This window comes from Curtobacterium salicis, from assembly GCF_011759505.1.
GTDB lineage: Bacteria > Actinomycetota > Actinomycetes > Actinomycetales > Microbacteriaceae > Curtobacterium > Curtobacterium salicis.
Window position 1 is genome coordinate 782,645 of sequence record NZ_JAAOYO010000002.1, and the last position, 25,009, is coordinate 807,653.

Annotated in this window: 27 protein-coding genes and 1 tRNA gene; 14 read left to right on the top strand and 14 right to left on the bottom strand. The window is 71.0% G+C overall.

From position 1 onward, the window contains the following. Positions 1 to 95: 95 nt before the first annotated feature. From E9228_RS07995 to E9228_RS08020, 6 genes are read right to left on the bottom strand one after another with little or no spacing between them, the layout of a single operon-like run. Positions 96 to 1,007, bottom strand: coding sequence for a prenyltransferase (locus E9228_RS07995; RefSeq protein ID WP_166780019.1), 912 nt, complete (start codon positions 1,005 to 1,007; stop codon positions 96 to 98). After that, on the bottom strand, positions 1,004 to 1,441 hold the full coding sequence (locus tag E9228_RS08000) for a lycopene cyclase domain-containing protein (RefSeq protein ID WP_208385624.1): 438 nt from the start codon (positions 1,439 to 1,441) through the stop codon (positions 1,004 to 1,006). Before E9228_RS08000 ends, E9228_RS07995 begins: the two co-directional genes overlap by 4 nt. Beyond that, positions 1,438 to 1,797, bottom strand: coding sequence for a lycopene cyclase domain-containing protein (locus E9228_RS08005; RefSeq protein ID WP_166780020.1), 360 nt, complete (start codon positions 1,795 to 1,797; stop codon positions 1,438 to 1,440). The genes E9228_RS08000 and E9228_RS08005 overlap by 4 nt, the downstream gene beginning before the upstream one ends. Further along, positions 1,797 to 3,458, bottom strand: coding sequence for a phytoene desaturase family protein (gene crtI / locus E9228_RS08010; protein WP_166780021.1), 1,662 nt, complete (start codon positions 3,456 to 3,458; stop codon positions 1,797 to 1,799). Before crtI ends, E9228_RS08005 begins: the two co-directional genes overlap by 1 nt. Further along, the gene (locus E9228_RS08015; protein WP_166780022.1) at positions 3,455 to 4,378 is read right to left on the bottom strand and encodes a squalene/phytoene synthase family protein; all 924 of its coding nucleotides are present in this window, start codon (positions 4,376 to 4,378) and stop codon (positions 3,455 to 3,457) included. The genes crtI and E9228_RS08015 overlap by 4 nt, the downstream gene beginning before the upstream one ends. Next, entirely contained in the window at positions 4,375 to 5,433 is a 1,059-nt protein-coding gene (locus tag E9228_RS08020) for a polyprenyl synthetase family protein (protein WP_208385625.1), read from the bottom strand. Before E9228_RS08020 ends, E9228_RS08015 begins: the two co-directional genes overlap by 4 nt. Before the next feature lie 21 nt (positions 5,434 to 5,454). Here E9228_RS08020 and idi point away from each other — a divergent pair, with 21 nt between their 5' ends. Then, on the top strand, positions 5,455 to 5,997 hold the full coding sequence (gene idi / locus E9228_RS08025) for an isopentenyl-diphosphate Delta-isomerase (protein ID WP_166780023.1): 543 nt from the start codon (positions 5,455 to 5,457) through the stop codon (positions 5,995 to 5,997). Positions 5,998 to 6,142: 145 nt separating this feature from the next. Here the strand turns inward: idi and E9228_RS08030 are convergent, their stop codons facing one another. Next, on the bottom strand, positions 6,143 to 6,637 hold the full coding sequence (locus E9228_RS08030) for a hypothetical protein (protein ID WP_166780024.1): 495 nt from the start codon (positions 6,635 to 6,637) through the stop codon (positions 6,143 to 6,145). A gap of 349 nt (positions 6,638 to 6,986) precedes the next feature. Here E9228_RS08030 and E9228_RS08035 point away from each other — a divergent pair, with 349 nt between their 5' ends. The 7 genes from E9228_RS08035 to E9228_RS08065 all read left to right on the top strand — a co-directional run bounded on the left by E9228_RS08035 (position 6,987) and on the right by E9228_RS08065 (position 15,174). Further along, positions 6,987 to 8,036 carry a magnesium and cobalt transport protein CorA gene (locus E9228_RS08035; RefSeq protein ID WP_166780025.1) on the top strand — a complete coding sequence of 350 codons (1,050 nt, stop codon included), beginning with the start codon at positions 6,987 to 6,989 and terminating at the stop codon, positions 8,034 to 8,036. 184 nt (positions 8,037 to 8,220) lie between these two features. After that, the gene (locus tag E9228_RS08040) at positions 8,221 to 9,240 is read left to right on the top strand and encodes a LacI family DNA-binding transcriptional regulator (protein ID WP_166780026.1); all 1,020 of its coding nucleotides are present in this window, start codon (positions 8,221 to 8,223) and stop codon (positions 9,238 to 9,240) included. A gap of 343 nt (positions 9,241 to 9,583) precedes the next feature. Continuing rightward, a complete protein-coding gene (gene mmsA, locus E9228_RS08045; RefSeq protein ID WP_208385757.1) occupies positions 9,584 to 11,107 on the top strand; it encodes a multiple monosaccharide ABC transporter ATP-binding protein in 1,524 nt (507 codons plus the stop codon). After that, entirely contained in the window at positions 11,104 to 12,396 is a 1,293-nt protein-coding gene (gene mmsB, locus E9228_RS08050; RefSeq protein WP_166780027.1) for a multiple monosaccharide ABC transporter permease, read from the top strand. The genes mmsA and mmsB overlap by 4 nt, the downstream gene beginning before the upstream one ends. 109 nt (positions 12,397 to 12,505) lie before the next feature. After that, a complete protein-coding gene (locus tag E9228_RS08055) occupies positions 12,506 to 13,618 on the top strand; it encodes a substrate-binding domain-containing protein (protein WP_166780028.1) in 1,113 nt (370 codons plus the stop codon). Between the two features lie 104 nt (positions 13,619 to 13,722). Then, positions 13,723 to 14,178 carry a MarR family transcriptional regulator gene (locus E9228_RS08060; RefSeq protein WP_166780029.1) on the top strand — a complete coding sequence of 152 codons (456 nt, stop codon included), beginning with the start codon at positions 13,723 to 13,725 and terminating at the stop codon, positions 14,176 to 14,178. Positions 14,179 to 14,196: 18 nt separating this feature from the next. Beyond that, positions 14,197 to 15,174, top strand: a complete 978-nt coding sequence (locus E9228_RS08065; RefSeq protein WP_166780030.1) for an NADPH:quinone reductase — start codon at positions 14,197 to 14,199, stop codon at positions 15,172 to 15,174. A 45-nt stretch (positions 15,175 to 15,219) separates the two neighbouring features. Here the strand turns inward: E9228_RS08065 and E9228_RS08070 are convergent, their stop codons facing one another. The 3 genes from E9228_RS08070 to E9228_RS08080 form a co-directional block, all read right to left on the bottom strand. Then, positions 15,220 to 16,056, bottom strand: coding sequence for a hypothetical protein (locus tag E9228_RS08070; RefSeq protein WP_166780031.1), 837 nt, complete (start codon positions 16,054 to 16,056; stop codon positions 15,220 to 15,222). Further along, positions 16,053 to 16,670, bottom strand: coding sequence for an RNA polymerase sigma factor (locus E9228_RS08075; RefSeq protein ID WP_166780032.1), 618 nt, complete (start codon positions 16,668 to 16,670; stop codon positions 16,053 to 16,055). The genes E9228_RS08070 and E9228_RS08075 overlap by 4 nt, the downstream gene beginning before the upstream one ends. 62 nt (positions 16,671 to 16,732) lie before the next feature. Continuing rightward, positions 16,733 to 18,643 carry a bifunctional copper resistance protein CopD/cytochrome c oxidase assembly protein gene (locus tag E9228_RS08080; protein WP_252727788.1) on the bottom strand — a complete coding sequence of 637 codons (1,911 nt, stop codon included), beginning with the start codon at positions 18,641 to 18,643 and terminating at the stop codon, positions 16,733 to 16,735. A 332-nt stretch (positions 18,644 to 18,975) separates the two neighbouring features. Between E9228_RS08080 and E9228_RS08085 the strand changes: the two genes are divergently transcribed. After that, the gene (locus E9228_RS08085) at positions 18,976 to 19,710 is read left to right on the top strand and encodes a GAF domain-containing protein (RefSeq protein WP_166780034.1); all 735 of its coding nucleotides are present in this window, start codon (positions 18,976 to 18,978) and stop codon (positions 19,708 to 19,710) included. A 38-nt stretch (positions 19,711 to 19,748) separates the two neighbouring features. Here E9228_RS08085 and E9228_RS08090 read toward each other — a convergent pair whose 3' ends face one another. Together E9228_RS08090 and E9228_RS08095 are read right to left on the bottom strand one after the other, a co-directional pair. Then, positions 19,749 to 20,459 carry a GAF and ANTAR domain-containing protein gene (locus tag E9228_RS08090; RefSeq protein WP_252727789.1) on the bottom strand — a complete coding sequence of 237 codons (711 nt, stop codon included), beginning with the start codon at positions 20,457 to 20,459 and terminating at the stop codon, positions 19,749 to 19,751. Continuing rightward, positions 20,459 to 21,220 carry a GAF and ANTAR domain-containing protein gene (locus E9228_RS08095; RefSeq protein WP_166780035.1) on the bottom strand — a complete coding sequence of 254 codons (762 nt, stop codon included), beginning with the start codon at positions 21,218 to 21,220 and terminating at the stop codon, positions 20,459 to 20,461. The genes E9228_RS08090 and E9228_RS08095 overlap by 1 nt, the downstream gene beginning before the upstream one ends. A gap of 286 nt (positions 21,221 to 21,506) precedes the next feature. Between E9228_RS08095 and E9228_RS08100 the strand changes: the two genes are divergently transcribed. The 4 genes from E9228_RS08100 (at position 21,507) to E9228_RS08115 (ending at position 23,277) form a co-directional block, all read left to right on the top strand. Continuing rightward, the gene (locus E9228_RS08100; RefSeq protein WP_166780036.1) at positions 21,507 to 21,731 is read left to right on the top strand and encodes a hypothetical protein; all 225 of its coding nucleotides are present in this window, start codon (positions 21,507 to 21,509) and stop codon (positions 21,729 to 21,731) included. A 31-nt stretch (positions 21,732 to 21,762) separates the two neighbouring features. After that, positions 21,763 to 22,350, top strand: a complete 588-nt coding sequence (gene dcd / locus E9228_RS08105) for a dCTP deaminase (protein ID WP_166780037.1) — start codon at positions 21,763 to 21,765, stop codon at positions 22,348 to 22,350. 76 nt (positions 22,351 to 22,426) lie between these two features. Beyond that, the gene (locus tag E9228_RS08110) at positions 22,427 to 22,951 is read left to right on the top strand and encodes an XRE family transcriptional regulator (RefSeq protein ID WP_166780038.1); all 525 of its coding nucleotides are present in this window, start codon (positions 22,427 to 22,429) and stop codon (positions 22,949 to 22,951) included. Then, on the top strand, positions 22,948 to 23,277 hold the full coding sequence (locus E9228_RS08115) for a HepT-like ribonuclease domain-containing protein (protein WP_166780039.1): 330 nt from the start codon (positions 22,948 to 22,950) through the stop codon (positions 23,275 to 23,277). Before E9228_RS08110 ends, E9228_RS08115 begins: the two co-directional genes overlap by 4 nt. A gap of 19 nt (positions 23,278 to 23,296) precedes the next feature. Here E9228_RS08115 and E9228_RS08120 read toward each other — a convergent pair whose 3' ends face one another. Both E9228_RS08120 and E9228_RS08125 read right to left on the bottom strand, forming a co-directional pair. Continuing rightward, positions 23,297 to 23,632 (bottom strand): hypothetical protein, encoded by a 336-nt coding sequence (locus E9228_RS08120; RefSeq protein WP_166780040.1) that lies wholly within the window; start codon positions 23,630 to 23,632, stop codon positions 23,297 to 23,299. A gap of 1 nt (position 23,633) precedes the next feature. Continuing rightward, a complete protein-coding gene (locus E9228_RS08125) occupies positions 23,634 to 24,707 on the bottom strand; it encodes a DUF6177 family protein (RefSeq protein ID WP_166780041.1) in 1,074 nt (357 codons plus the stop codon). Between the two features lie 205 nt (positions 24,708 to 24,912). Here E9228_RS08125 and E9228_RS08130 point away from each other — a divergent pair. Then, positions 24,913 to 24,983 (top strand) — tRNA-Gly (locus E9228_RS08130). Positions 24,984 to 25,009 lie beyond the last annotated feature (26 nt).

Sequence of the window (25,009 nt, forward strand, 5' to 3'; positions counted from 1 at the left end):
TTGCGGCATCGCGACGAGGCAGGTGCGGCGAGTCCCGGCATCTCGGGAGGCACGTGGCCGGCCAGGAGCGCCCGGTACCGAGGCCTCCGCCCGCGTCAGTGCGTGAAGGCGAAGCCGATCAAGGCCATCGTCACGATGAAGCCCGCCAGGTAGTTGATCCAGAGGAACCGCTTCCACCCCGCGTTCGCCGCCTCGGCCCCGGCGTCGGTGAGGTTCCACCACGGCAGGACGTTGAGCGCGTACGGCACGACGACGACCGCCGCGATCGGCCCCGGGAACGCCGAGAACAGCAGCGCCACCCCGGCCACGAGGTACGCCACGAACGCCAGACGGACGGTCGCGCGGGCACCGATGACGGTCGCCACGGACCCGATCCCGCCGGCCCGGTCGGCGAGCACGTCCTGCACGGCGCCGAACGCGTGCGAGGCGATCCCCCACACGAAGAACGCGATGCAGACGGCGACGAGCTGCCCGGTCCACTGACCGCCGGCGAGCGCGAGCCCGTACAGGGCCGGGGACACGAAGTGCGTCGACGAGGTGATCGAGTCGAGGAACGGCTTCTCCTTGAACCGCAGCCCGGGTGCCGAGTACGCGACGACCGCGAAGACGCTGACCGCCAGGGCGAGCCACGACCACGGCCCACCGAGCAGTACGAGCACCAGCAGGAACGGCACGTTCGTGACGACCACGGCCCAGAGGGTGGCGCGGTGCACGCTCTTGTCGAGCAGGGCGCCCTCGACGCCGCCCTTGCGCGGGTTGCGCAGGTCGGACTCGTAGTCGAAGACGTCGTTGATGCCGTACATCGCCAGGTTGTACGGCACGAGGAAGTACACGACTCCGACGAGGAACGCGGCCAGCGAGAACCCGCCACCGCCCGCGACGCCGACACCGCTGCCGAGCAGGTAGGCCGCGGCGAACGGGTAGGCGGTGTTCACCCAGCTGATGGGTCGCGACGACACGAACAGGGCGCGGAGGGTCGACGGCCTGGAGGCGCGGCTCACGGTCATGGGGTCTCCTCCGGTGGACGGGATGACTGGGTCCGGGACGCCTCGGCGTGTGCCGACCCGGTCCGGCGCTCCGACCGTACCGGCCGGCGGCGGTCGAGCAGCACCCAGCAGCTCGGCAGCAGCAGGACCGCACCGACCGAGTACGCCAGGTCCTCGACCGGGAACAGCCCGACGCGCGCCCCGAGGACGAGCGCCGGGTCGTAGGCGACGATGCCGAGTCCGACGATCACGTTGTTGAACACGCAGGTCATCACGAGCAGTGCGACACCCGCGACGATGCCGGCGAGCACGGCACTCCGACGGCCGCGGGCTGCCGTACCGGGGCGTTCCGCTCGTCGACGGCCCGCGGACACGACGCCGGCGAGGACCGCGACGAGCACGGCGACGCCGAGGAACGGCACCGCGAGGAGCGCGTAGGTGCCGGACCCGGTCATGCCCGACCCTCGTCGGACTCCGGGCCGCCGGAGCGACGACCGCTCAGCCGCGCGAACACCGGTCGGACGGCACCGAACAGGTCCATCGTCGTCCAGCAGAGCAGCACCAGGAAGAACAGCTCCTCGAGCGGGACGTCCGGGGCCAGGAGCACGCCGGTCAGCAGCCGGTTCGTGCCGATGAAGAAGACGCCGAGGTGCACGCCGACCACGTCCCACACCAGGAAGAACACGAGCCCGATGACCATCACCACGGCAGCGCGCAGCGGGGCACGCCAGAAGAACAGCCGGTACCGGGCGTCGAGCACCGCGATGCCGGCGATCGCGATCAGGAGTCCGACGAGGTACAGCCCCGGCATCAGCCCGTCGTCCGTACCGGCGGTGCGTCGACGGACCGCAGCAGCGGGGTCGGCAGCGGCTCGGTCGAGGTGTCGCCGTGGATCCGCTTGATCAGGACCTCGGCGCTGATCAGGCACATCGGCAGCCCGATGCCCGGGATGGTCGAGGCGCCCACGTAGTAGAGCCCGTCGACCTTGGTGGAGGCGTTCTTCTCGCGGAAGAACGCGCTCTGTGCCAGGGTGTGCGCCGGGCCGAGCATCGACCCGTTCCAGGCGTTGAGGTCGTCGGCGAAGTCCTGCGGCCCGATCGTGCGGCGGACGCGGATCCGGTCGCGCAGGTCCGGCACACCCGAGCGCTCGGCGATGACGTCGATGGCCCGGTCGGCGATCGCCTCGACCTGGGCGTCCCCGGCTCCGTCGATGCCGCCCTTGCCGATCGAGACGTCGGCGGGCAGCGGCACGAGGACGAACAGGTTGCTCTGCCCCTCCGGCGCGACCGAGTCGTCGGTCAGGGACGGCGCGCAGACGTAGATCGACGCCGGGTCCGGCACGTGCCGGTCCTTGCCGAAGATCGCGCCGAAGTTCTCCTTCCAGTCCTCGGTGAACACCAGCGTGTGGTGCAGCAGTCCGGGGACCGGGCCGTCGACGCCGAGGTACACGAGCACGGCGGAGGGGCCGGGGTCGCGCTTCGCCCAGTGCGCGGCGTCGTGGGTGCGGTGCTCCTGCTCGAGGAGCTCCATCTCGGTGTGCCGCAGGTCGGCGGCGCTCACCACCAGGTCGGCGTCGACGACGTGCTCGTCGCCGACCTCGTCCCGGTAGGCGACACCGGTGGCGTGGCCGTCCTCGACGAGGATCCGACGGACGGTCGCGCCCGTCGTGATCGTGGCCCCTTCGGCGAGCGCGACCCGCTCGACGGCCGCGATGACCTGCGTGATGCCGCCCTTCGGGTAGAGCACCCCGTCGGCCAGGTCGAGGTGGCTCATCAGGTGGTACATGCTCGGTGCGGCGTAGGGGCTGGTACCGAGGAACACCGCCGGGTAGCCGAGGACCTGCCACAGCCGGTGGTCCGACACGGCCGCGGACGCGAACGAGGACAGCGGCTGGAGGAGCAGCCGGGCGAGCTTGCCCATCCGCTTGAGGACGTCGGGCGCGGCGAGCTTGGTGAGGTCCTGGAACGTGCCGTACAGGAACCGACGGACCGCCATGTCGTACGTGTCGGCGGCGGAGTCGAGGTACTTCGCCATCTTCGCGCCGGCGCCGGGCTCGATCGACTCGAACAGGGCGATGTTCGCCTCGCGTGAGGACCGCAGGTCGATCGGCTCGTCGTGGCCCTCGGTGTACACGCGGTACCCGGGGTCGAGGACGTCGAGGTCGAGCTGTTCGTCGGCGCTGGAGCCGAGCAGCTGGAAGAAGTGGTCGAACACCTCGGGCATGAGGTACCAGCTCGGGCCGGTGTCGAACCGGAAGCCGTCCTGCTCCCACGTGCCGGCGCGACCGCCGAGCTGGGTGCGCTGCTCGAGGACGGTCACGGCGAAGCCGTCCCGGGCGAGCAGGGCGGCGGCCGCCAGGCCGCTGATGCCGCCGCCGATGACGACGGCACGGCGGACCGGGACCGCCCGGCCGGTCGACGGGGTGGCGGTGGTCGGTGCGTCGGTCGGACGGGAGGCACGGGTCGGGCTCATGACGAGCCTCCAGTCTGTGGGGTGGTGACGGTGCGCGCGGGAAGGGTGCCGCGGCGGCTGAGGACACGCGCGGCGAGCCGCGCCTTGACGGGGTTCGGGACCCGGACCCGGGAGGTGACGAGCCGGTCCGCCGGGGTGGCGGCGATCCGGTCGTTGAGCTCCTGGAACAGGGCGTGGGCCAGGGCGACCGCCGGACGGGCGTCCCGCGGCAGCAGCGGCACGGTGACGGCGGCGCGGTCGAGGTCCGACTGGACGTCGGCGACGAGCCGCACCTTCGTCGCCTCGTCGAAGGTGCGGACGTCGACGCCCGGGAAGTACGAGCGGCCGAGCACCTCGAAGTCGGCGTGCAGGTCGCGGAGGAAGTTGACCTTCTGGAACGCGGCACCGAGCGCGCGGGCACCGTCGACGAGCACCGACTCGTCGAACGTCGGGCGCCCGGCGCGGTACACGAAGGCGCGGAGGCACATCAGGCCGACGACCTCGGCGGAGCCGTACACGTAGGCGTTGAACGAGGCCTGGTCGTGCTCGGTCTGCTCGAGGTCCATCCGCATCGAGGTGAAGAACGGCGCGGTCAGCTCGCTGCCGAACCCGACGGTCCGGGCGGTCCGGGCGAACGCGTGCACGACCGGGTTCACCGAGAAGCCGAACGCCATCGCCCGTTCGGTGTCCTGCTCGAGCTCGTCGAGGACGGTCCGGGCGAGCACCGGGTCGAGGCCCGCTTCGGTGGCGGGGCCGTCGACGACCTCGTCCGCGACCCGGACCAGGGCGTAGACGTTCCGGATGTGCTCGCGGGTGTCCTTCGTGAGCAGGCGGCTGGCCAGCCCGAAGGACGTCGAGTAGCGGCTGATGACGACGCTCGAGGCGGCCTCGGCGGTGGCGTCGTAGAGCGGGAGGCGGTGACCGGTGGTGCTCGAGGTCACCGGACGCGCTCCACGAGTTCGGTGACGAGCCCCTCGAGGCGGGCGCCGAGCTCGTACGGCAGGCCGGCGAGCTCGGCGCGGGCCAGGGCGGTGTGCTCGCGGATGTGGTCGAGGGCGGCGTCGCGCGCGCCGCACTCCACGAGCAGGGCACGGAGGCCCGCAGCGCGTTCCTCGGTCAGGTCCGGGTCGCCGAGGTAGGGCGCCAGGTCCGGCCAGCAGTCGGTGGTCGCGGCGTAGGCGATGAGCATGGTGCGCTTGCCTTCGCGGAGGTCCCCGATCGCGGTCTTGCCCGTCGAGCCCTCGTTGCCGAAGACGCCGAGCAGGTCGTCGACGATCTGGTAGGCGATGCCGATCTCGCGGCCGAACGCGCCGAGCGACGCGACCACCGGCTCCGGCGCCCCGGCCAGGACCGCGCCGGACTGCAGCGGCGCCTCGAAGCTGTAGACACTCGTCTTCGCCCGCTCCATCTGCAGGACCTCGGCGACGGTGGGCATCACGCCGAGGGCGAGGTCCACGTCGGCCATCTCGCCAGCGGCACTGGCGAACACGGCGTCGTCGAACAGGTCGAGGAGGCGCGATCGGCGGTCCCCGGTGACACCACTGGCCTCGATGAAGCGCGGCGCGGCGGCGAGCGCCAGGTCGCCGGCGATCACGGCGGCGCTGGTGCCCCGGTGCTCGGCGGTGGGCAGGGGCAGCCCGCCGGTCGTGGCGTTGTCGCGGAACGAACCGGCGACGTTCGGGCGGCCGCGGCGGGACCAGTCGCGGTCGATGACGTCGTCGTGCACGACGAGGGCGGTGTGCAGCAGTTCGTACGCGGCGGCGACGTGCGACGCGGCGTGCACGTCCTGCCCGCCGAGGGCGGTGTACGAGGTGAGGACCATGCGCGGACGGAAGCGCTTGCCGCCCATGCTCGCCTTGCGCAGCACACGCCAGAGCTCTTCGGACGGTCGGCCGAAGGCCTGGGCCCGGGCGCTCGACACCGTGAAGAAGCGCTCGAGGCACTCATCCACCAGCGCGAGGTCGATGTGCGCCACGGTGGCCGCTTCCTCGGTCATTGGCCTAATCTATCGAGGCAGATGAGCCTTTTCCCGGAAACCGTTGTCCTGTTGGCCGATGACCGTACCCCGATCGGTACGGCGGACAAGTTCACGGTGCACACAGACCAGACGCCCCTCCACCTCGCCTTCAGTTGCCACGTGCAGAACGCTGCCGGTGACCTCCTCGTGACCCGTCGCGCCCTCGTGAAGAAGACGTGGCCCGGCGTGTGGACGAACTCGTTCTGCGGGCACCCCGGCCCCGACGAGTCCTTCGAGGACGCGATCGCCCGACGGGCCGAACGCGAACTCGGCATGACCCTGCACAGTGTCGACCTGGTGCTGCCGGACTTCCGCTACCGCGCGGTCGACGCGTCGGGGATCGTCGAGAACGAGGTCTGCCCGGTGTTCCGTGCCGTGGCCGACGCCGACCCGCAGCCCGCCGACGACGAGGTGTCGGAGTGGGTGTGGCTGTCGGAGCAGGACCTGCGCCAGGCCGTGACCGCGGCGCCCTTCGCCTTCAGCCCCTGGCTCGGATGGCAGCTCGCCGAACTCCCGCTCGACGCCCTGAGCGCTGCCCGCTGAGACGCCACTGAGCCGGCACTCTCCCGGAGGCGATCGCGTGCCGGGCGCGCCCACCGACCCGCCGGACGCCAGGCACGAGCCTCCGGTCCGGCGGGTCGTCTGTGTCAGATCCTGACGGAACCGCCCGGGCGTCGCTCCGGGCGTGTCAGTACCACTTGGTCACCGTGCACGACGGGTACGAGGGGAAGCCCGAGGCGCGGATCGTGAACGTCGCCTCGACCGCCTGACCCGTCGGGACCTGTGTCGTCGCACGGAGGTCGATCGCGTGCGTGTTGCGGTCCGTCAGGAGATCGGTCCGCTGGGTCGGCGTCCCGCCGTTGAGCGTGACGGCGATCGCCCCGGTGTACGAGCCGACGGCGGAGTCGCTCGGCTGGAGCCCGTACTGGGTGATGTGCGCGGTGAACGTGGTCCCCGAGCGCTCCCACGTCCCGCGGACGTTGCCGTACTGGCAGCTGGCGAAGAGGTCGCCGGTCGCGGTGGTGCCGGCGTCGGTCCCTGGAGCGCTCCGGTCGTGGACGGGGGCGGCGGCGGCCGGGCCGGCGACGGTGGTCACGGCGAGGCCGCCGACGAGGAGCGCGGTGGCGAGGGCCGCAGCGGTCGAGCGGCGGCGGGTGGCGGACGAGGCTGTGGTCACGGTCATCAGATCTCCTTCGTTCTGGTCGATGGCGGCTGCCATCCAGAACATCAGATCAGGAACACCAGCAGCGCGCAAGGGGTACTACCGGAGTCGTTCACCCGCGGTCCACCGCGGCGTCACCGGGTCGTTCGACGCCCTCCCCGGAGCGGAGTAGGGTCGCCGACGGCCCTGCGCAGCGCACGGGCCACGGACTGACGAAGGGCAGGTGAGGCGCGATGTCGGGTGACCATCACCACACGGGCCGGCCGTCCCTCGTGGTCCGCGTCGAGCCCGTGTCCTGATCTCCCCCTGCCGCCGGGTCGACCCCGGCTGGCGTCGCGCCCGCTCGCCCTCCCGACCGAGGGAGCAGAGCATGGCACTCATCGACAACGCGGTGTACGTCGACGGCCGACGGGTCGCGTCGCAGCAGGGTCTGGCGCTCGGCACCAGTGGTGACCTGTCGTGGATCGGGCTGCTCCGTCCGGACCCGCACGAGCTCGCCGCCGTCGCGGACGAGTTCGGTCTGCACGAGAACGCCGTCGAGGACGCGCAGAAGGGCCACCAGCGCGCGAAGCTCGAGCGGTACGGCGACACCCTCTTCGTGGTGCTCCGACCGGCCTGGTACCGGCAGGACTCCGGCACGGTCGAGTTCGGCGAGGTGCACCTGTTCGTCGGCGCCCGCTTCGTGGTGAGCGTCCGGCACGCCGAGCGCCCCGACCTGGCCTCGCTCCGCGCCCGCTGCGAGGCCGACCCGGAGTTCCTGGCGAAGGGGTCCGAGGCGGTCACCGCGGCGGTCCTGGACGAGGTGGTGGACGGCTACGCGCCCGTCGTCGAGGTGCTGCAGGACGAGATCGACGAGATCGAGGACCAGCTGTTCGCCGGGCAGGTCGACCCCGGGGTGTCGAAGCGGATCTACCAGCTGCTGAGCGAGGTCCTGGCCTTCCAGCGGGCCACGAAGCCGGTGCCGTCGATGGTGCGCGGGCTCCTCCGTGGCGCCGAGAAGTACGGCGTGGACGACGACGTGCAGCACCGCCTGCGGAACGTGCTCGACCACGCACTGCGGGTCACCGAGCGGGTCGACTCGTTCCGGGCACTGCTCGAGAACGCCCTGACGCTGCACGCGACCCTGGTGTCGCAGGAGCAGAACGAGGCCATGCGGCGGATGACGAGCGCGAGCCTCGCGCAGGGCGAGGAGAGCCGACAGCTCGCCCGGGCCGCGCACCAGCAGGGCGAGGAGGTCAAGAAGATCTCGTCGTGGGCGGCGATCCTCTTCGCGCCCGGACTGATCGCGGGCGTCTACGGCATGAACTTCGACCACATGCCCGAGCTGCACTGGCGGTACGGGTACCCGGTGGCGATCCTGGCGATGCTCGCGCTGGCCGGGATCCTGTGGGTGGTCTTCCGGAAGCGCAACTGGCTGTAGCCGAGCGCCGACGCGCCCGGACGCACGACGGGAGGCGCGTGTCGACACCGCCACGCGCCTCCCGTCGTGCTGTTGCGCACCACCCCCTCAGGTGGCGTGGACCTCCGGGCCGTGCATAATGATCTGGCTCGGGATGTGAACGTGCACATGGGCGTGCCGCGGCCCCGAGCGGGAGAGAGCAGCAATGGCGACCACGCGGGCAGAGCAGCCGCGGTCCCCCAGCATCCGCGACGTCGCGCGGGTCGCGGGCGTCTCGCACCAGACCGTCTCCCGAGTCCTCAACAACTCGGACGCGATCCGGGCCGAGACCCGAGACCGGGTCCTCGCGGCGATGGAGGAACTGCAGTACCGGCCGAACCGGGCCGCACGCGCACTGGTGACGAGCAGGACCCGGACGATCGGTGTGCTGACGGCGCAACGATCCCACTACGGCCCGACCGTGACGCTGCAGGCGATCGAGGACGCCGCGGTCCTCCGCGGGTACTCGGTGACCACGGCGAACATCGCGGTGCCGACGGACGAGGCGGTGCGCGACGGACTCGGGCACCTGCTCGACCAGGACGTCGAGGGCATCATCGTGATCGCCCCGCAGCAGCGGGTGTTCGACCTCATCGAGGAGCTGGGCGTCCGCACCCCGTACGTCACGCTCCGCTCGAGCATCAACGAGGACCCGACAGCGCTCTGGGTGGACCAGATGGAGGGCGCCCGTCTGGCCACCGCCCACCTGCTCGACCTGGGCCACGAGTACGTGCGGCACATCGCGGGGCCACAGGACTGGATCGAGGCCGACGCCCGGATGCAGGGCTTCCTCCGCGAGATGTCGGACCGGGACATGCCGGTCCAGCCGCCGATCCTCGGGGACTGGACGGCGGACTTCGGCTACCACGCGGGGCGGGAGCTGTTGCGGTGGCGGGACTGCACGGCGGTGTTCTGCTCGAACGACGCGATGGCACTCGGTGTGATGCACGCCGCGCGGTCGTACGGGCTCGACGTCCCCGGCGACCTGTCGGTGGTGGGCTACGACGACATCCCCGAGGCGAAGCACTTCTGGCCGCCGCTGACCACGGTGCAGGTCGACTTCGAGGAGCTCGGCCGGCGCAGCGTCGACATCCTGCTGCCGAGCGGCGAGGACACGCTCCGGCCGATCGACATCGTGCCGCAGCTCGTCGTCCGCGGTTCGACGTCGGCACCCCGTCGCCGCTGACCCCAACACGAGGGACAACGCGTCCGCCCTGCGCGGAACTGCCCCCGGCGTCACCGAAACGTGACCAATCCGAATTGACAGCCGCGCCGAGCGTGTGCGTAACATTGCCTCCGTTCCTCGATGTGACCGTTCACATCGGCTGTCACACGAGGATCACCCGGACGCGACAACGAAGTCCGCACGCACCCTCGTGCCCTTCGGATGCCGTAGCTGAACCACCGAAGGACTGCCGCATCGCAGCGGCAGAAGGAGATGCACCGTGGCGTCAACCCCACAGGGTCACGACCCGATCGCAAGCGGGCTCGAGACCCGTTCGATCACCGCTCCCGAGACGATCCTCGAGATGCGTTCCATCACCAAGGAGTTCCCTGGTGTGAAGGCGCTCTCCGACGTCTCGTTGAGCGTCCGCGCCGGCGAGATCCACGCGATCTGCGGCGAGAACGGCGCTGGCAAGTCCACGCTGATGAAGGTGCTGTCGGGCGTCTACCCGTTCGGCACGTACGAAGGCCAGATCGTCTACGAGGGCGAAGAGGTCCGCTTCGCGAACATCAAGCAGTCCGAGCAGGCCGGCATCGTCATCATCCACCAGGAGCTGGCGCTGATCCCGGAGCTCTCGATCACCGAGAACCTGTTCCTCGGCAACGAGCCCAGCCGCTTCGGTCGCATCGACTGGACCGCCGCGCAGCTCCGTGCCCAGGACCTGCTGGCCCGCGTCGGCCTGGCGGACGACCCGGACACGCAGATCAAGAACATCGGCGTCGGCAAGCAGCAGCTCGTCGAGATCGCCAAGGCCCTGCACAAGGACGTCAAGCTCCTCATCCTGGACGAGCCCACGGCCGCCCTGAACGAGAACGACTCCCAGCACCTCCTCGACCTCATCGTCGGGCTGAAGGCCAAGGGCATCTCGAGCATCATCATCAGCCACAAGCTCAACGAGATCGAGCAGATCGCCGACGAGATCACGATCATCCGCGACGGCAAGACCATCGAGACGCTCAACGTCAAGGCGGACGGCGTCAACGAGGACCGCATCATCCGCGGCATGGTCGGCCGCTCGCTCGAGTCCCGCTTCCCGGACCGCACCCCGAAGATCGGCGAGACGTTCTTCGAGGTCCGCAACTGGACCGTGCAGCACCCGCTCGACTCGTCACGCCTGGTCTGCAAGAGCTCGGACTTCCACGTCCGTCGCGGCGAGATCGTCGGCTTCGCCGGCCTCATGGGTGCCGGTCGCACCGAGCTGGCGATGAGCCTGTTCGGTCGCTCCTACGGCACCTGGCTCGACGGGCAGATCATCAAGGACGGCCAGGAGATCAAGGTCACCAACGTCCAGCAGGCGATCAACAACGGGCTCGGCTACGTGTCGGAGGACCGCAAGGCCCTCGGCCTCAACCTGCTCGACACCGTGAAGCGCTCGACCGTCTCGGCAGACCTCAAGAAGATCGCCAAGGCGGGCGTCGTCGACTCCCTCGAGGAGTACTCGGTCGCCGAGAAGTACCGTCGCCTGCTCCGCACGAAGGTGCCCTCGGTCGAGGACAACGTCGGCAAGCTCTCCGGCGGCAACCAGCAGAAGGTCGTCCTGTCGAAGTGGATGTTCACCGACCCGGACCTGCTGATCCTCGACGAGCCCACCCGCGGCATCGACGTCGGCGCGAAGTTCGAGATCTACGGGATCATCCAGCAGCTGGCGGCCGAGGGGAAGGGCATCATCCTCATCTCGTCCGAGCTCCCCGAGCTCCTCGGTCTCTCCGACCGCATCTACACCATCTTCGAGGGGCAGATCACTGCTGACCTCCCGGCCGACCAGGCCGATCCAGAAACGCTCATGCGCAGCATGACGTCCGCGCGGAAGGGCGCCACCGTCTCATGAACAACCTGAAGCTGCTCTTCGGCAAGGGCAACAGCATCGGCCAGTACGGCATGATCATCGCGCTCATCGTGCTGCTCGCGCTGTTCTCGTTCACCACGAACGGGCTCATCCTCGAGCCCACCAACGTGATCAACCTGTTCCTGCAGTACTCCTACATCCTCATCCTGGCGCTGGGGATGGTCATGGTGATCATCGCCGGCCACATCGACCTGTCGGTCGGTTCGGTCGCGGCGGTCGTCGGCATCGTCGTGGCGCAGTCCATGTCGGTCTGGCACTTCCCGGTGTGGGCCGCGATCATCCTGGGCCTCGTCATCGGCGCCCTGATCGGTGCCTGGCAGGGCTTCTGGGTCGCGTTCGTCAAGGTCCCGGCCTTCATCGTGACGCTCGCCGGCCAGCTCATCTTCCGCGGTGCGAACCAGATCATCGGTTCGTCCACCTCGGTCCCGGTCCCGGACGCCTACACGCCGATCGGTGCCGGCTTCCTCGGTGACTTCGGTCCGGACTTCGGCTTCAGCAACGGCACCCTGCTCATCGGGCTCGCGACCATCGTTGCCCTGATCATCATCGAGGCCCGTGGCCGCGCCCGCCGCAAGAAGATGCAGGCCGAGGTCCCGCCGCTGTGGGTCTCGATCGTCCGCACCGGCATCCTCGTCGCCGTCACGCTCTTCGCCACGTACCTGTTCGCCGCCGGCCCGGTCGGCACCTCGGTCCCGATCGTCGCGATCATCCTCGGCGTGCTGACGATCGTCTACGGCTTCGTCACGAAGAACACGATCTTCGGCCGCCAGGTCTACGCCGTCGGTGGCAACGCCAACGCCGCGGTCCTGTCCGGCGTCTCCGCGAAGAAGGTCAACTTCTTCGTCATGATGAACATGTCGATCCTCGCCGCGATCGCCGGCATGGTGTTCGTCGCCTACTCCGGCGCGTCCGGCCCGGCAGACGGCACCGGCTGGGAGCTCGACGCGATCGCCGCCGTGTTCGTCGGTGGCGCCGCCGTCGCCGGTGGTGTCGGCACGATCTCCGGCTCGATCATCGGTGGTCTCGTGATGGCGCTGCTGTCCAACGGTCTGCAGCTGATGGGCCTCGAGTCCAACAAGGTGCAGATCATCCGCGGCCTGGTCCTGCTCGTCGCCGTCGCCTTCGACGTCTACTCGAAGTCGCAGGGACGTCCGTCGCTGATCGGCGGCATGATGCGGCAGTTCCAGCGGAAGGACACCGAGCAGAACACGGTGTCCGCGCAGCAGCCGCGCTCCATCGAGGACCAGCCCGAGAAGGTCACCCTCCCCTAGCTCGGGTACCCGCGGCGGTCGGGTGACCGACCGCCGCGACACCCGGTACGACCCATCCACACACAGCGGGGCCCCGGCCCCAACTCCTCAACGAAGAGAAAGCAATCACATGCGCAAGAAGATCGTCGCCGGCGTCAGCCTGGCGCTCATCGCGGGCCTCGCCCTCAGCGGCTGCTCGGCCCGTGGCAACTCGGACGGCTCCGGCTCGGGTTCGGGCTCCAGCTCGACCATCAAGAAGGGTGACCTCATCGGTGTCGCCCTCCCCGCCAAGACCTCGCAGAACTGGGTGCTCGCGGGCGCCGCGTTCAAGAAGTCGATCGAGAAGGCCGGCTTCAAGGCCGACATCCAGTACGCCAACGCCGGCAGCCCCGTGCCGGACCAGCAGTCGCAGATCTCGGGCATGGTCACCAAGGGTGCCAAGGCCGTCATCATCGGTGCGGCCGACGGCTCGCAGCTCGGCTCGCAGGTCAAGGCTGCCAAGTCGGCCGGCGCGACCGTCATCGCCTGGGACCGCAACATCCTGAACACCGAGAACGTCGACTACTACGTCGCGTTCAACAACTTCAAGGTCGGCCAGCTCCAGGCGCAGGCGCTCCTCAAGGGCCTCGGCGAGAAGAAGGGCGACAAGCCCTACAACGTCGAGATCTTCGCCGGTTCGCCGGACGACGCCAACGCGACCGTGTTCTTCAACGGTGCGATGGACGTCCTGCAGCCGAAGATCGACGACGGCACGATCAAGGTCGTCTCGGGTCAGACCTCGTTCCAGAAGGTCGCCACGCAGGGCTGGCTCGCCCAGAAGGCCCAGTCGCGCATGACGGACCTCCTGGCGCAGTACTACACGGGTGACACCGAGCTCGACGGCGTCCTGTCGCCGAACGACACCCTCGCCCGTGCGATCCTCACCGCGACCAAGGCCGCCGGCAAGGACAACCCCGTCGTCACCGGTCAGGACTCCGAGACCGCGTCGATCCCGCTCATCATGCAGGGCACGCAGTACTCGACCATCTACAAGAACACCACCGACGAGGCCCAGGCCGCGATCGACCTGGTGTCCGACCTGGCCGACGGCAAGAAGCCGAAGACCGTGAGCGACAAGAACAACGACAACGGCAAGAAGATCGTCCCCACCGTCGAGCTGACCCCGGTCCTCGTCACCAAGGACAACGCCGTCGAGGCGTACTCGAACGACGAGACGCTCGAGGCGCTCGCCAAGAAGGGCTGAGCCTCCCCGGCACAGCAGGAAGGGCCCCGTCGCGTCAGCGGCGGGGCCCTTCCGTCGTCCCATCCGGTGTTGCAAGTCGTTTCCATGGAAACTCCATTGGGGCCGTGCCCGACGCAGACCTCTCCACGACGCTCTTCGACGAGCTGATCCGCGCCGAAACCGAGGTCTGGGCCCACGTCGACGCACTCATGACCGAGGCATGCGGTGTCCCCCTCGCGCGCTACGAGCCGATGAGCGTGATCGCCAGCGTCCCGGAGTGCCGGGTCTCCGACGTCGCGGACGCCCTCGTGATCACCCGCGGCGGCGCGAGCAAGCTCGTCGACCGACTCCGCGCGGACGGCTGGTGCACGCGGACCCCGCACCCCACCGACGGGCGCTCCGGCTTCCTGGAACTCACCCCGGCCGGACGCCGGGTCCTCGACGATGCCCGGACGACCTTCCGCCGGGCGGTCTCCGAGCGGCTCGGCGACCGCCTGGACGAGCACGCTGCCGGCGAACTCATCGCACTCCTCCGACGCCTCCGCACCCCGGGACGACCCAGCCGGACCGACCACGACTGATGAACGGAACAGGGAACCATGCGCGCAGTCTGGTACGACCGGCAGGGCCCGGCGGCGGAGGTCCTCCGCGCCGGAACGATCGACACCCCGGAGCCCGCCGCCGGCGAGGTCCTGGTCCACCTCACCCGTTCCGGCGTGAACCCCGGCGACACCAAGAAGCGGGAGGGCTGGCTCGGGTCGGCCATGCCGTACGACCGGGTGGTCCCGCACAGCGACGGAGCCGGCGTCGTCGACGCCGTCGGTCCCTCGGTCGATCCGGCGCTCGTGGGCACCCGCGTCGCGGTGTACGGGGCGCAGTCGTACCGCGCGCCCGGCACCGCTGCGGAGTACGTGGTCGTCCCGGCCGGACTCGCGGTCCCGCTGCCCGACGCGGTCTCGGACGACGTCGCCGCGGCCCTCGGCATCCCCGGCATCACCGCGCACCGGGCGGTCTTCGCGGACGGCCCCGTCCGTGGTCGGACGGTCCTCGTGCACGGCGTCCGCGGGGCGGTCGGCTCGATCGCCGCACAGCTCGCGGCGGCCGCCGGAGCCCGGCTGATCGTGACGGTCCGGCGGTCGAGCGACGTCGACGGCCTCGACGCCCCCGCGGGATCGACCGTCGTGGCCCTCGATGACGACCCGGTCGCTGCGATCCGGCGCATCGCCCCGGACGGGGTCGACCGGGTGGTCGAGGTCGCCCTCGACGCGAACGCCGATCTCGACGCGGCCGTCATCGCGAACGACGGCGTCATCGCGACGTACTTCGCCCGCGGCGACCGCGTCGACCTGCCGTTCCCGCCACTGCTGTTCGCGAACGTCCTGGTCCGGTTCCTCGGCAGCGACGACTTCGCAGCCGACGTGAAGCGGTCCGCCATGGAGGCCCTGGTCGCCGCCGTCGCCGAGGGCTCGTTGGTCGTCGGCATCCGCACGGTGCTGCCGCTGGACGAGGCGGCCGCGGCACACGACCTGGTGGACGCCGGCGGGTCCGGTCGGGTGCTGCTCGACACACGACGCTGAGGACCCGGCCGCCCCACTCGCTCGCCCGCGCCCCGACATGGCCGTCTACCCGGCGTAGCGGGGGTCGGCGGCCGGGTCGTAGGGTGCTCCGGCGGCGGACGTGTACAGCTCCGCGTCCGGGTGCTCCGCCTGCCACATCGAGTCCACGTCGATGAGCTCGGTCGCACCGCAGCGTGCGTCGGCCTGTACGGACTCGGACGGGACCCCGATCGCGAAGACGACGGGCTGCTCGTCGCCGAGGTCGACCGGGTGCCCGGACGCCCGCATGCACCCGACGTACCGGTCGAGCGCGGCCACGTACTCCGAGCGGGTGACGATCCCGTCCTCGAGCGCGGCCTGCTGCTCGGGGGACGCCCCCGGCACCGGATCGGGGCGGGCCCACGCTGCCCAGACGGTCATCGCTCCCCCGTCGTGGTCGACCCGGACGACCGGACGCTCACCCGCCGCGCGCCCGACGGCCACGGTGACCGAGGTCCCGCAGTCCGCGGTGGTCGGGTCGCCGCCGTCGTCGCCGCTCGTCCCGACGGTGACGGTGGCGGTGCCGTCCGGCGCGCACTGCAGGCCGACGGCGACGTCCCGCGCTCCGGAGGGACGCCCGGGCAGCGTCAGTGTCGTCGGGCCGTCGGTGACACGGACGACCGGCGACCCGAGCAGGGTCACGTCCCCGGCGGCGCCGGTCGAGACGAGGGCGGTCGCGTCCTCCGGGGAGAGCGACTGCTGGGGCAGGCCGGCACCGACGAGGGCACCGGCGGTGAGCGATCCGGCGACGACGAACGCACCGATGCCGATCGTGGGGACGAGCCAGCGTCGTCGTCGCACGGACCGGTCCACGCGGTCGACGAGCAGGGCACGGAGGGCGCGGTCTCGGGTCGTCTCGGTCATCGTGCTCCTCCGGTGGTGGTCGGTGCGGTCATGGTCGGTGCGGTCGTGGTGGGAGCGGTCGGCGGAGCGGGCGGTCCTGCGGTCTGCTCGGCGAACTGCGCGCCGAGACGCTTCCGGGCCCGCGAGAGGCGGGACTTCACGGTCCCGATCGGCACGCCGAGCACCTCGGCCGCCTCGGCCTCGCGGTGGCCTGCGACGACGCAGAGCGCGAGGACCTGCTGGTCGGCCGGGGAGAGCCTCCGGAACGCGGCGACAGCGGCCCCGTCGTCGTGCCGGTCGGCGGGGTCGGGAGCGTGCTCGGCCGGCGGCAGCGTCGCGAGCAGGCGCCGGTGGCGCATCGTGGCGCGGGTCGCGTTGCGTGCCACGTTCGTCGCGGTGACGAGCAGCCACGGCAGCAGGTCGCCCTCGACCAGCCGGGCGCTGCGACGTCGACGCCACGCCTCGAGGAAGACGACCGCCACGACGTCGTCGACGTCCACCTCGGGCGGCACCAGGCGGAGCGCATGGCGGTGCACGCGGTCGCGGTGCCGGTCGAACACGCGCCCGTAGGCCTCGCCGTCACCGCGGCCCGCGGCCGCCCAGTCCTCGGCGTCGTCGCCGCTTCCGGTTCTCATGTCCTGGAGTGTCCGGCACCGCCCGGATGGTTCCATCCGGGCGGTCCGTCAGCGCAGTCCGGTCAGTCCCGGCGCTGCATGGCGGACAGGCGCTCGTTGTACGCCTTGAGCTCGGCGTCCCCGTCGCGCTCGGCCTGCCGGTCCTTCCGCTTGGCGATGCGTTCGTCGGACCGCACCCAGTTCCGCACGACGAGCAGCGCAACGAAGACCATCGGCAACTCCGACGCACCCCACGCGATCCCGCCGCCGACGTGCTGGTCGTCGAGCAGCGCGCGGTCGTTCGTCTGCCCGAGGGCGTGGAACCAGTCGATCGCGTACACCGACTGCGAGGTCATCACCGCGACGCCGAAGAACGCGTGGAAGGCCAGCGTCGCGAGCAGGGCGATGATGAGGATCGGGTACTGCGGCCGCTGCGGACCCGGGTCGATGCCGACGAAGACCCAGAAGAACAGGTACCCGCTGAACACGAAGTGCACGATCATCACGATGTGCCACTCGTGCGACTGCATCGAGTACTCGAACGCTGGCGTGAAGTAGAACACCACGAGGGACCCGGCGAAGATCACCCCGGCGACGGCGGGCTTGCCGAGGAACTGCATCCACCGCGAGTGCACGAACAGCATCAGCCACTCGCGGGCACCACGGGAGCCGTCGTTCCGGACCGGCAGGGTACGGAGCGCGAGCAGCACCGGGCCGCCGAGGACCAGCGGCAGCGGCACGAACATCATGAGCAGCATGTGCTGGACCATGTGCGACGAGAAGTGGATCATGCCGTAGACCGCCGGGCCGCCGGAGGTCGTCCAGATGAACACCGCACAGCCGACCAGCCAGGCGATCGTCCGACCGACCGGCCAGGAGTCCCCGCGCTGCCGGAGCTTCCGGACGCTCCACAGGTACCAGCCGGCGCCGACCAGGGCGAGCGCGAGCCACATCCAGTCGATGTGCCACTGCGACAGGTACGTCTGCATCGTCTGCTCGGGCGGGTAGGGGTAGCCGATGAGGCCCGAGCGGGTGTCGGCCCCGGTCTCCGGCGTCTGCGGGATCGGCGGCTGGCTGCGGGACACCGCGACCGAGACACCGATCGCGACGGCCATGAAGACGATCTCGGCGAGTGCGAACCGGACGAACAGGCGGCGGTCGGTCGGGGCACGCAGCAGCCCCGGCACGAGCTTCCGTCGCTGCACGACGCCGGCGACGCCGAGCAGCACCAGGATCGTGGCCTTGGTCGTGATGAGCCACCCGTACGGGGTCGTGAACAGGTCGAGCGGGCCGGTCAGGCGGAGCTGCGCGTTCACGATGCCGGAGAACGCCACCGCGCCGAACGCCCAGCCGGCGAGCGTCGAGTACCGGGCGACGACGCGTCCGGTGGCGCCCTTCATCCGGGTGCGGAGCAGCACGACGGCGACGAGGCCGCCGGCCCAGACGCACACCCCGACCAGGTGCACGGCGAGCGAGTTCACGGCGTTGGCGTGCTCGAGCGACCCGGCGGCGTGGCCGGACAGGGCGAGGGGCAGCAGCGCGAAGAGCGCGGCGACGGTCGCGAAGGCCAGGGTCGTGGCGCGGGTGGCCAGCGCGGCGAGCACCGTCGCGATGAGGACCGCCGCCGCGGAGACGACGAGGGACTGGCCGATCTCGACCTGGAACGCGAAGAGCAGGAAGTTGCGGGCGAACACGGGGCTGGTCAACGGGACGCCGAGGGTGTTCGCGCCAGTGAGCACGATGCCGAGGACAGCCGCCAGGAACCAGATCGAGCCGGCGATCGCCGCCCAGCGAGCGGCACGGTGCTGCACCGACGACATCGCACCGTGGTCGGCCTTCTGCGCCGGCAGGGCGAACGCGGCGACGATGAGCAGGCCGATCGTCAACGCCGCGACACCGTCGTGCACGCCCCGTGCGGCGACCAGGCCGAACTGCACCACGTCCCCGGCGGACTCCAGCTGCTGGTTCGCGGTGAAGGCACCGGTGATGGTCATCCCGAGGACCGCGCATGCGACCACGAGGGGCAGGGCGATGACCAGGACGGTCGCGACGGTGGACGTGCGCGTGGTGACGGGCGCGTGTTCCGGTGCCGGCCCTCCCGTCCGATGAGCGGTTCCCGTCCGGGACGGACTGTCTGTCCGGATGGCGCTGTCCGGACGCCGGGCGCTGTCCGGCTGGGGCTGAGATGACGTGACGGCCATACCTGTCTCGGGTCGGTTCCGTCCGCGGTCCGCGGACCCTCCATCGTAGGCGCGCCCCTCTGGACCCGCGATGTGGATCGGGAGGCTGGACGGCGGCTCCGGCACGCCGCCGTACGGTGGACGACGTGACCAGGACGGATGCGCACCACGACCAGGACCGGTTCGACCACCTGCTCGAGGCGGTCGGTGCGGTCCTCGAGCCGAGTCTCGACGTGCTCGACGCGATGACCCGCGCGGTGGACGCCTGCGTCCGGTGGACCGGCGCGACCGAGGCCGGCATCGTCCTCGCCGACCGGTCCGGCGTGCTGCACGTGATCGCCTCGTCGAGCGAACGCACCATCGACGCGGAAGAGGCGCAGCTCGGCACCGACGAGGGCTCCTGCATGGACTGCTTCCGGACCGGGCGCACGATCGACGTGCCGGACGTCAGCACGAAGGCCGCGGACTGGCCGGCCTTCGTCCGCACCATGCACGACCGGGGACTGGTCGGGACGTTCGCCGAGCCGGTCCGCCTCCGCACCGCGACGATCGGGTCCCTCTGCGTCTTCGCCGACCACGAGCGTGGGCACGACGACCACGACGTCGTGGTGATCCAGCTGCTCGCGGACGCAGCCTCGGCCGCCCTGGTCCGGCAGCGTGAGGAGGGCGGGCCGCGCACGCTCGACGAGCAGGTCGCGGACGGCCTGGAGGCACGGGTCGCGTTGGAGCAGGCGAAGGGTGCGTTGTCCTACCGCCGGGACGTCCCGATCGACGCTGCCTTCCGGATCCTGCAGGAGGCCGCCGCGCGGACCGGCCGCGGGCTCCGCGCGGTCGCGACGGAGGTCGTCGAACGCGGTGCGGACCTCCGCGAGGTCGCCTGACGGCTCGTCGCCGGGCGAGCAGGTGCTGCGCGCTGCCCCTAGATCGTGATGGTGCGTCCGACGACCTGCCGGGCGGTCTCCGCGAGCGGCATCTGGTGCGACCTGGCGTAGCTGCGGAGCAGCTCGAACGCCTGGTCCATGTCGACGTCGTGCGTCTGTGCGAGGAACCCCTTCGCCTGCTCGATGACGACCCGGCTGTCGAGTGCCCGCTGCAGCTGCGTCCGTGCGATCGACGCCTGCTCGAGGCCCCGCTGCTGCAGGATGCTGATCGTGGCGACGTCCGTGAGGGCCTGGGCGGCGACGATGTCCTCGTCGTTGAGGGGACCCGGGTGCTCGCGGTAGAGGTTCATCGAGCCGAGGGTCTCGTTGCGCAGCCGGAGCGGGATCGCGTGCACGGACGCGTAGCCGAAGAGCTTCGACGCCGCGGCGAAGTCCGGCCAGCGGCGGTGCAGTTCGTCGAGGCTGCCGACCGTGACGACCTGGCCGGTGCGGTACGCCTCGATGCACGGTCCCTCACCGGCGTCCAGCTGCATGATGCCGACCAGGGCACTGCGCTCGCTGGTGGAGGCGACCAGTTCGAGTTCATCGGACGGCGTCGCGAGCATGATGCCGGCGGCGCTGACGTCGAACAGGTCGGCCGCCTTGCCGACCAGTAGCTGGAGCAGTTCGATGACGTCGTAGTCGTCGACGAGGGTGTCGGCGAGGGTGACGAACGTGTCGACGAGGCGGTGCTCTCTGCTCTGCGTCATCAGCGGTCCTCTTTCCGTACTGAGTCGGTGGGGTCGGCGGCGCCGGGGTCCCGGAAGTCGATGCGGCGCTCGATGACGCCCTCGGCGATGGTGCGGAGGGGTTGGCCGTCGGCGAAGGCCCGTGCCCGCAGGACCATGAGCGCGTCGTCGGCGGAGAGCCCGAGCTGTGCCACGACCATGCCGGTCGCCTGGTGCACGTGTCGGCCGGCGGGCTGCGTGACGGAGACACTCGAGGAGAGCCTGCCGTCCTGCAGTGCGCGGGTCGTGGAGGAGAGCACGCGGAGCGCCGCCAGGCCGGCGAGGAGCTTCGCCTCGTCGAGCTCGGCCGGGGCGAGCGGGTCGGTGTCGAACCGGTAGAGCGTGACCGCGCCGATGTCGAACGTCCCGACCGACAGCGGCAGGGAGACGAGCCCGGCCCAGCCGGATTCCCGGAGCACCACTCGGGCGGAGGGCCAGTCGTCGGCGGCCCCACCGGAACCGGAGGCCGCACTGAGGTCGTACGCCAGCACCGGCGAGCGGCTTCGGAGGGCGGACCATCCCGGCCCTTCACCGAGCACGACCTGCTGCTCGTCGGAGGCGGCGGAGCGCGGGTCGGAGGCGGCGATCACAGCGCTGCCGAAGGGCTCGCCCAGGGTGGAGAGCGCTGCTCCGAACACCGGCAGGACGTCCACGAAGGCACTGGCGAGCGCGCCGTCGTCGCCGCTCTGGAGCCGACGGGCAGCGTCACCGAACGCGCTCATCGCCGTCGGTGTGTCAGGCATCGTGTGCCGTGGATCGTGCTCGTGCTCGTGCTCATCGGCGCTCCTGCTGGAAGGGGCTGCAGCGCGGGGGCTGGGTGCTGAAGCGGTGGGTTCCAGCCTAGTCACGCGGACTCCACCCGTTCGGAGTTCCCCGTGACTACCGTGGTCCTCGGCAGCCCCAGACCCCGGCCCTCGATCACCACGTTCCCCGTGAACAGCTGGAGTTCCCGTGCGCGCACCCCGTCCTCCCGTCCGCCCAGCCGGCCCACTCGCTCGGCGGACCAGCCCTGTCCGGGCTTCTCGCTCCGTGCCGCTCCGCGTCGCCGGAGCCCGCGCGGTCCGGACACTCGTCGCGCTCGTCGGCGCCGGCCGGACGGTCGGCCGGTGCGCCGAGTCCCTGCACGACCACCGGTGTCAGCGGCGGGACGGTCACGCCGGGGTCCACGTGGTCGAGGCCGGCCGCGTGCGACTGCGGTGGCGGGACGGCGCGGTGCCGAGCGACGACTGGCTGCTCGACGCGTTCGAGCCGTGAAGTCCGCCGGGTCGGCCAGTAGGCTTCCCCCGTGCTGCTCTCCGACCGCGACATCACCGCCCAGCTCGACCAGGGCCGGATCGGCCTCGACCCGTACGACGCCGCACTCGTGCAGCCGTCGAGCATCGACGTCCGGCTGGACAAGTACTTCCGGCTCTTCGACAACCACAAGTACCCGCACATCGACCCCGCGGTGGACCAGCCCGACCTGACGCGCCTGGTCGAGACCGACCCGGACGAGGCCTTCGTGTTGCACCCGGGCGAGTTCGTGCTCGGGTCGACGTTCGAGGTCGTCACGCTGCCGGACGACATCGCGGCACGACTCGAGGGCAAGAGCTCACTCGGTCGTCTCGGGCTGTTGACGCACTCGACCGCAGGCTTCATCGACCCGGGCTTCTCCGGCCACGTGACCCTCGAACTCTCGAACGTGGCGACGCTGCCGATCAAGCTCTGGCCCGGCATGAAGATCGGCCAGCTCTGCTTCTTCCAGCTGTCGAGCCCGGCCGAGAAGCCCTACGGATCCGCCGACTACCAGTCGCGCTACCAGGGCCAGCGTGGTCCGACGGCGTCGCGGTCGGCGCTGAACTTCCACCGGGCGGACGTGTCGCAGCCGCGCTGACCGAGCGCCTCCCAGCCGGCGGGATACAGACGCACCTGCCGAACCGGAATACGGGATTCTGTGTATCGTTGCCCACATGCCGCCAGCCTCCGCTCGCGCGTCGACGACGACGCTCTCCGCCGCCGCGATCATCCGTGAAGCCCGGCTCCGCGCCGACCTGACACAGGTGCAGCTCGCCACCCGGGCAGGCGTCACACAGAGCGTGATCAGCACGTACGAGAACGGGCGACGCGAGCCCTCGCTCGCGGCACTGCAGCGGCTGTTGCTCGCCGCCGGCTTCCGTACCGCCATCGACCTGCAGCCCGTCGCCGAGCCCCTCCCCCTGCGGGATCTCGTCACACGACACCGGGATGAACTCCGAGCAGCCCTGGAGCGGCACGGCGCCGTCGCCGTCCGACAACTCCTCGATCCCTCCGGACCACACCGCGCCGACGACTGGCCTGCCGACGTCGAACTCGTGGTCGACCTGGCACCCCCGAGCGGCGTGTTCTCGTTGATGCGCATGCAGGACGACGCCGAGGAGCTGCTCGGGGTCCGGGTCGACGTGCTGGCCGCGGATGCGCTGCCGGACGACGTGCTCGGCCGGGCGGTACCACTGTGACGTCACCCGTCGAGCAGGCCCTCGACGACGTCGTCGTGTGCTGCGACCGCATCCGCTCCTACGTCTCCGACCCGGCACTGCCAGAGGAACTCGTGCACGACGCCGTCCGGATGCGGCTCGTCGACATCGCCGCCGCGGTGCAGCGCCTGCCGCCGACCGTGACCGCCCACGAGCCCACGGTGCCCTGGTCGCAGGTGTCCGCGCTCGCCGAACGCCTGACGCGGCGTCCGACCGAGACCCCGCCGTCGGTGTTGCTCGGCACGGCGCGGACCGACGTCCCGGTCCTCTGCGCGGCCGTCCGGCGGATGCGGGGCCGCGGCCGCTGAGACCCAGTCGGGTCGAACGTCAGTCGCCGTGCACGATGCACACGGCGTCGAGGTCCAGCGATGCCTCCAGCGCCGCCGTCACCCCGCGTTCACCGTCGGCGTCGAACGGTGTCACCGTGTCGACCCACCACAGCGGCACCGGCAGCGCCGGCGCATCCGGCAGCAGGCGCGTGACCTCGTCGAGTTCGTCGACCCGTCGCACGCCGAGCACGGTGATGACCGGGTGGGTGGCGTCGCGGCAGACCTGCATCATCGGGCCGTCGTCCAGCGCCCGGACACCCCAGGCGTCGTCGTGGAGCAACAGCGCCTCGGCGACGTCGCGGACCTGCACCTCGCCGCGGCAGAGGAGGGTCACGTCACGCGGCACCCTGGGACCCCTGACCGCCGTGCTGCATGGCGTGCGGGCCGAGTGCACCGTCGTCGTGGGCGGGCTCCAGGGGTGCGCCGCCGACGAGCTGCAGGAAGCGGTCCTCGTCGATGCGGTCGAGGAACGACTCGAGCGCGGTCCAACCGTCCTCGAACCGGACGACCAGCCCCTCACCGACCTCACCCGCGAAGGTGTCGGTCGTGGTGCGGACGGGCGGCCACTCGCCGCGGCGGTCCAGGAAACGGGTGGCCTCGGGTCCGACGATGACCGCGAGCGGTTCGGGTTCGCCGTAGCCGACCGCGCGGACCAGGTGGTCGGCGTCCCCGCGGCGCTGCATGACGACGCCGAAGACCGGCTCCACGTCGCTGGCGACACGGTGCACGGCGTCGAGCAGGCGTGAGGCGAGCTCCGGGTCCGACCCACCCTCGGGCACGGTGAGGACCGCGGACATCGTCTCGACGACGACCCCGTCGGTCAGGTGCGCGGTCATCGTCGCCGCGAAACCGTCACCGATCGCGTAGGACGTGCTGATGCCCGGCGACTCGTGCATCGCGTACTGCGTGACGACCCAGCGGTCCCACGCCGACGTCAGCGGTTCCGAGGTCCCCCACCGCTTCGGGCAGGTGCCCACCGTCTCGCACAGCGCCTCGATCGCGGAGCCGATGTCGACGGTCCGCTCGTCGTGGTGGCGGAGCGTCAGGTCGATGCTGATCTGCCGGACCGAGCCGACGGCGTCGCGGTGCTCCGGGGAGGGCTCCCCGAGGAGCTCCGGTCCTCGCGCGACGAAGTCCTCGATGCCGGCCGCCGGCGCGCCGGTCCGTCCGTCGCGGAGGGAGCCGTCGGACCCGCGGACCGCCCACGCGGCCCCGTGTGCACCCAGCGCGTGCCGCAGGGCGGGGGTGAGCGCAGCCTCCGGGCCGGTCCGCAGGACGACTGTCCGTCCGGCGGCCTCGGCACGGCGCAGCAGTGCGTCGAAGGAGTCGGTGAGCCACACCACCGCGGCGCTGGAGTCCACCACGATGGCTGGGCCGACCACGTCGTCGATGAGGGGATGTCGGACCATTCCGGTTCCTCCTCGGGTCGGTCGTACGAGCTCGTTGATCCCCTCGGACGGTACACACGGGCTCCTGGCGGTGTCCGTCGGAGAGCGCGGCTCACAGCGGAGAGACAGGGGCGGACGGGAGGCCCGGTGCGCGTCCGCCCCGGGCGTCCGGCTGGCATCCAGCGGAAGTTCCGCTAGGCTGGTGCGGTCCCGCTCGACGGGATGCGCGAGTGTAGTTCAATGGTAGAACTCCAGCTTCCCAAGCTGGTAGCGCGGGTTCGATTCCCGTCACTCGCTCCGTTCCCTGTCACGCCGCGACCCGC